Origin of the sequence: Methylocella sp., from assembly GCF_044226135.1 — a bacterium.
Taxonomy (GTDB): Bacteria; Pseudomonadota; Alphaproteobacteria; order Rhizobiales; family Beijerinckiaceae; genus Methylocapsa.
The window spans coordinates 1-4,909 of the sequence record NZ_JBGAHM010000063.1 but is presented as its reverse complement, the minus strand read 5'-3'; the positions used below and the strand labels follow the sequence as shown (position 1 = coordinate 4,909).

Sequence of the window (4,909 nt, the reverse complement as noted above, 5' to 3'; positions counted from 1 at the left end):
GCCAAACGCTGCTTCGACTTCATGGCCCTGTCACTCCTGGATGCGCTGAATGAAGCGCGTCTTGATCGGCAGCTTCGCCGAAGCGAGGCGCAGCGCCTCGCGCGCGAGCTCCGCCGGCACGCCGTCGAGTTCGAACATGATGCGGCCCGGCGCGACGCGCACGGCCCACAGCTCGGGAGCGCCCTTGCCCTTGCCCATGCGCACTTCGGTCGGCTTCTTCGACACCGGCACGTCGGGGAAGATGCGGATCCACACGCGGCCGGCGCGCTTCATGTGGCGCGTCATGGCGCGGCGGGCGGCCTCGATCTGGCGCGCGGTGATCCGCTCGGGCTCAAGCGCCTTGAGACCGAACTGGCCGAAATTCAGCTCAAAGCCGCCTTTCGCCGCGCCGTGAATGCGGCCCTTGAAGGCCTTGCGGAATTTGGTGCGCTTGGGTTGCAGCATGATGCGATACTCTCAAACTGTTCGGCGCTCAGGCGGCGTCGCGGTCGCGCCGCCGGCGTTCGCCGCCGCCGTGGTCCTGCTCGGCCATCTTCTTGTCCTGGGCCATCGGATCATGCTCCAGGATCTCGCCCTTGAAGATCCAGACCTTGATGCCGCAGGCGCCATAGGCGGTGTGAGCGGTCGCCGTGCCGTAATCGACGTCGGCGCGCAGCGTATGCAGCGGCACGCGGCCTTCGCGGTACCACTCGAGACGCGCGATCTCGGCGCCGCCGAGCCGGCCGGAGCAGTTGATGCGGATGCCCTCGGCGCCGAGACGCATCGCCGACTGCACCGCGCGCTTCATGGCGCGGCGGAACGCGACGCGCCGCTCGAGCTGCTGGGCGATCGAGTCGGCGACGAGCGTCGCGTCGATCTCGGGCTTGCGCACCTCGACGATGTTGATCACCACCTCGCTGTCGGTCATCCTGGCGACGAGCTTGCGGATCTTGTCGATGTCCGCGCCCTTCTTGCCGATGACGACGCCCGGGCGGGCGGAATAGATCGTCACGCGGCACTTCTTGTGCGGCCGCTCGATGATGATCTTCGACACGGCGGCCTGCTTCAGCGCCTTCATCAGCGCGGCGCGAATGGCCATGTCTTCATGCAGGAGCTTGCCGTATTCGCCCGTCGAGGCGAACCAGCGCGAATCCCAGGTGCGGTTGATGCCGAGGCGCAGGCCGATCGGATTGACTTTCTGTCCCATCTTACCCTCTTACGCCGCCGGCGCCGCGACTTCGCGCAGCACGATCGTCAGATGCGAGAACGGCTTCTCGATACGCCCCGAGCGGCCGCGGGCGCGGGCGCTGAAGCGCTTCATGACGAGCGCCTTGCCGACATAGGCCTCGGCCACGACGAGATCGTCGACTTCGAGGCTGTGGTTGTTCTCGGCGTTGGCGATCGCGCTCTCGAGCGTTTTGCGCACGTCGAAAGCCGCCCGCTTGCGCGAGAATTCGAGATCGGCGAGCGCGCGCTCGACCTTCTTGCCGCGGATGAGTTGGGCAAGCAGGTTGAGCTTCTGCGGGCTGATGCGCAGCATGCGCGCGACAGCCTTCGCCTCATTGTCCTTGAGCGCGCGGGGCGCCTTCTCCTTGGACATGGTCAGCCTCTCCTGGCTTTCTTGTCCGCCGCATGGCCATGGAAGGTCCGCGTCGGAGAGAATTCGCCGAATTTGTGTCCGATCATCTCCTCGGTCACATTGACCGGGACATGCTTGTGGCCGTTATGCACGCCGAAGGTCAGTCCGACGAACTGCGGCAGGATGGTGGAGCGGCGGCTCCAGATCTTGATGATTTCGGAGCGGCCCGAAGCGCGCGCGGCGTCCGCCTTCTTCAAGAGGTAGCCGTCGACGAACGGCCCTTTCCAGATCGAGCGAGCCATCGTCAGCCCTTCTTCTTGCTCTTGTGACGCGAGGTCACGATGAATTTCGTGGTCGACTTGTTCGACCGGGTCTTCTTGCCCTTGGTCGGCTTGCCCCAGGGCGTGACCGGATGACGGCCGCCGGAGGTGCGGCCTTCGCCGCCGCCGTGCGGATGATCGACCGGGTTCATGGTCACGCCGCGATTGTGCGGGCGCCGGCCGAGCCAGCGGCTGCGGCCCGCCTTGCCAATCGAGGCGTTCATGTGGTCAGGGTTCGACACCGCGCCAACCGTCGCGAAGCACTGGCCGTGGATCAGCCGCTGCTCGCCCGAATTCAGGCGGACGATGACATAGCCCTGGTCCCGGCCGACGACCTGCGCGAAGGTGCCGGCCGAGCGCACCATGGCGCCGCCCTTGCCGATCTTCATCTCGACGTTGTGCACGATCGTGCCGACCGGCATGGAGGCGAGCGGCATGGCGTTGCCGGGCTTCACGTCGGCCTGCTGCGAGGCCACGACCTCGTCGCCGACCGACAGACGCTGCGGCGCGATGATGTAGGCCTGCTCGCCGTCGGCGTAGGCGATCAGCGCGATGAACGATGTGCGGTTCGGATCATATTCGATCCGCTCGACCTTGCCCGGCACGTCGAGCTTGCGCCGTTTGAAATCGATGATGCGATAGCTCTGCTTGTGCCCGCCGCCGCGAAAGCGCACGGTCACGCGGCCGTTGTTGTTGCGGCCGCCCGAAGACGTCTTGCCCTCGGTCAGCTGCTTCAGCGGCTTGCCCTTGTAGAGATCGCTACGGTCGACGATCACGAGCTGGCGAAGGCCCGGGGTGACCGGCTTGAACGTCTTCAGCGCCATTGGCGTCTTTCCTTAAATCCTTTGGCTCAGAGACCGGTCGTGACGTCGATCTTGTCGCCCTCGGCGAGGGTGACGATCGCCTTTTTCACATCCGACTGGACGCCGCGCGTCCCCTTGAACACTTTCTTCTTGCCCTTGCGGATCAGCGTGTTGACGCCCACCACCTTGACTTCGAACAGACGCTCGACGGCGGCCTTGATCTCGGGCTTCGTCGCAGTGCGACGAACCTTGAAGATCACCTGGTTGGCCTCGGCGGCGAGCGTCGCCTTTTCGGTGATGACCGGGGCGACGATCACGTCGTAATGGTGCGCTTCGAGCGCCAGTTTCGAGCTCATTTGAACCGCGCCTCCAGGGCGTCGACCGCGGCCTTGGTCAGGACCAGCTTCTCGCGGCGAAGGATGTCGTAGACGTTGAGGCCCTGCACGGGCAGCACGTCGATCTGCGGAATATTGCGTGCGGCGAGCGCGAAATTGGCTTCGAGCTCGGCGCCGTCGATGATCAGCGCGCTGGTCAGCCCGGCCTTCGCGAAATCGGCCCTGAGCGCCTTGGTCTTTGCCTCGGCGGCGCTGGCCTGCTCCCAGACGACGATCCCGCCGTCCTGGGCCTTGGCCGAGAGCGCGTGCTTCAGGGCGAGCGCGCGCACCTTCTTCGGCAGGTCATGCGCATGCGAGCGCACCACCGGGCCGAAGGCGCGGCCGCCGCCGCGGAACTGCGGCACGCGGGCGGAGCCGTGGCGGGCCTGGCCCGTGCCCTTCTGCTTGTAGAGCTTCTTGCCCGTGCGGGCGATCTCGGCGCGGCCCTTGGTCTTGTGCGTGCCGGCGCGGCGCTTGGCGAGCTGATAGCGCACCATGCGGGCGATGAGATCCTCGCGCGGCTCGAGGCCGAAGATCGAGTCGTCGAGCTCGATCGACCCGGCGGCTTCGCCGGCGATGGTCGTAATGTCGATCTTCACGCTTGCGCTCCCGTCTCCGATCCAGCGCCGGCCTCGGCGGCCGGGGCTTCGCCAGCGCCTTCGGCGAGGCGGTATTTGCCAGGCTGCGGCACGTCGGTCGGCAGCGACTTCTTCACAGCGTCCCGAACGTAGATCCAGCCGCCGGCGACGCCCGGGACGGCGCCCTCGACGAGGATCAGCCCGCGCTCGACGTCCGTCTGGACCACGCGCAGGTTGAGCGTGGTCACCCGCTCGCAGCCCATGTGGCCGGCCATTTTCTTGTTCTTGAAGGTCTTGCCGGGATCCTGACGGCCGCCGGTCGAACCATGCGAGCGATGCGAGATCGACACGCCATGCGTCGCGCGAAGACCGCCGAAGTTCCAGCGCTTCATCGGGCCGGCGAAGCCCTTGCCGGTGCTCGTGCCGGTGACGTCGACGAACTGGCCGACGACGAAGTGGTCGGCCGTGATCTCGGCCCCGACCGGAAGCAGCGCGTCGTCGGCGACGCGGAATTCGGCGAGCTTCAGCTTCGGCTCGACCTGCGCCACCGCGAAGCGGCCGCGCTCGGCCTTCGACACGTTCTTGACCTTGGCGCGACCGATCCCGAGCTGAACCGCGGAGTAGCCGTTGCGCTCCTTGGTGCGGTGCGCGACGACCTGACACCCGTCCAGCTTCAAGACCGTGACCGGCACATGCTCGCCGCCGTCGTTGAAGACGCGGGTCATGCCGACCTTTTGTGCGATGACACCTGACCGCATGGCTTAATCCTTAAAATCCCTTTCGCGGAGCCCAAGGCCGCCGGCGAAGGGCTTATTCCGCAGCCCGCAAGCCGCGCGTTAGAGCTTGATCTCGACGTCGACGCCGGCGGCGAGGTCGAGCTTCATGAGCGCGTCGACCGTCTGCGGGGTCGGGTCGACGATGTCGAGGACCCGCTTGTGCGTGCGGATCTCGAACTGTTCGCGCGACTTCTTGTCGACATGGGGCGAGCGGTTCACGGTGAACTTCTCGATCTTGGTCGGCAGCGGAATGGGGCCGCGAACATGCGCGCCCGTCCGCTTCGCCGTCGACACGATCTCCTTGGTCGAGGTGTCGAGGATCCGATGATCGAACGCCTTGAGGCGAATGCGGATATTCTGGCCGTTCATCAATGAAATCCCTGTCGGCCCGCGCCGGATGATCCCGTTCCGCCGGCTCGCTTTAAGTCTTGCGCCTGATGGCGCCGGCCGGACCGAAGCCCGGCCGGCCGGCTGTCGTTCAGCCTTATTCCTTGATCGAG

General features: G+C 66.2%; 9 protein-coding genes. All 9 read right to left on the bottom strand.

Translation table 11 applies throughout. The features are described 5' to 3' along the window. Window positions 1–30: 30 nt before the first annotated feature. Window positions 31–444: a 50S ribosomal protein L16 gene (gene rplP / locus ACILRB_RS15775; protein ID WP_395667249.1), complete on the bottom strand. Its 414-nt coding sequence runs from the start codon at window positions 442–444 to the stop codon at window positions 31–33. A gap of 28 nt (window positions 445–472) precedes the next feature. Further along, window positions 473–1,186 carry a 30S ribosomal protein S3 gene (gene rpsC / locus ACILRB_RS15770; RefSeq protein ID WP_395667248.1) on the bottom strand — a complete coding sequence of 238 codons (714 nt, stop codon included), beginning with the start codon at window positions 1,184–1,186 and terminating at the stop codon, window positions 473–475. Between the two features lie 9 nt (window positions 1,187–1,195). Next, the gene (gene rplV, locus ACILRB_RS15765) at window positions 1,196–1,579 is read right to left on the bottom strand and encodes a 50S ribosomal protein L22 (protein ID WP_395667247.1); all 384 of its coding nucleotides are present in this window, start codon (window positions 1,577–1,579) and stop codon (window positions 1,196–1,198) included. Between the two features lie 2 nt (window positions 1,580–1,581). Continuing rightward, window positions 1,582–1,860: a 30S ribosomal protein S19 gene (rpsS, locus tag ACILRB_RS15760; RefSeq protein ID WP_395667246.1), complete on the bottom strand. Its 279-nt coding sequence runs from the start codon at window positions 1,858–1,860 to the stop codon at window positions 1,582–1,584. Between the two features lie 2 nt (window positions 1,861–1,862). Next, window positions 1,863–2,702: a 50S ribosomal protein L2 gene (gene rplB / locus ACILRB_RS15755; RefSeq protein ID WP_395667245.1), complete on the bottom strand. Its 840-nt coding sequence runs from the start codon at window positions 2,700–2,702 to the stop codon at window positions 1,863–1,865. A 26-nt stretch (window positions 2,703–2,728) separates the two neighbouring features. Continuing rightward, window positions 2,729–3,037, bottom strand: coding sequence for a 50S ribosomal protein L23 (locus tag ACILRB_RS15750; RefSeq protein WP_395667244.1), 309 nt, complete (start codon window positions 3,035–3,037; stop codon window positions 2,729–2,731). Beyond that, a complete protein-coding gene (gene rplD, locus ACILRB_RS15745; RefSeq protein WP_395667243.1) occupies window positions 3,034–3,654 on the bottom strand; it encodes a 50S ribosomal protein L4 in 621 nt (206 codons plus the stop codon). The genes ACILRB_RS15750 and rplD overlap by 4 nt, the downstream gene beginning before the upstream one ends. Continuing rightward, on the bottom strand, window positions 3,651–4,391 hold the full coding sequence (rplC, locus tag ACILRB_RS15740; RefSeq protein WP_395667242.1) for a 50S ribosomal protein L3: 741 nt from the start codon (window positions 4,389–4,391) through the stop codon (window positions 3,651–3,653). The genes rplD and rplC overlap by 4 nt, the downstream gene beginning before the upstream one ends. A gap of 78 nt (window positions 4,392–4,469) precedes the next feature. Further along, window positions 4,470–4,778, bottom strand: coding sequence for a 30S ribosomal protein S10 (gene rpsJ, locus ACILRB_RS15735; RefSeq protein WP_012589623.1), 309 nt, complete (start codon window positions 4,776–4,778; stop codon window positions 4,470–4,472). Between the last annotated feature and the right edge of the window lie 131 nt (window positions 4,779–4,909).

What these genes read in the sequence shown, in the direction of transcription:
- rpsJ (WP_012589623.1), bottom strand. Translation starts at nt 4,778, where the DNA reads ATGAACGGCCAGAATATCCGCATTCGCCTCAAGGCGTTCGATCATCGG.
- rpsC (WP_395667248.1), bottom strand. Translation starts at nt 1,186, where the DNA reads ATGGGACAGAAAGTCAATCCGATCGGCCTGCGCCTCGGCATCAACCGC.
- rplC (WP_395667242.1), bottom strand. Translation starts at nt 4,391, where the DNA reads ATGCGGTCAGGTGTCATCGCACAAAAGGTCGGCATGACCCGCGTCTTC.
- rplV (WP_395667247.1), bottom strand. Translation starts at nt 1,579, where the DNA reads ATGTCCAAGGAGAAGGCGCCCCGCGCGCTCAAGGACAATGAGGCGAAG.
- ACILRB_RS15750 (WP_395667244.1), bottom strand. Translation starts at nt 3,037, where the DNA reads ATGAGCTCGAAACTGGCGCTCGAAGCGCACCATTACGACGTGATCGTC.
- rplB (WP_395667245.1), bottom strand. Translation starts at nt 2,702, where the DNA reads ATGGCGCTGAAGACGTTCAAGCCGGTCACCCCGGGCCTTCGCCAGCTC.
- rplP (WP_395667249.1), bottom strand. Translation starts at nt 444, where the DNA reads ATGCTGCAACCCAAGCGCACCAAATTCCGCAAGGCCTTCAAGGGCCGC.
- rpsS (WP_395667246.1), bottom strand. Translation starts at nt 1,860, where the DNA reads ATGGCTCGCTCGATCTGGAAAGGGCCGTTCGTCGACGGCTACCTCTTG.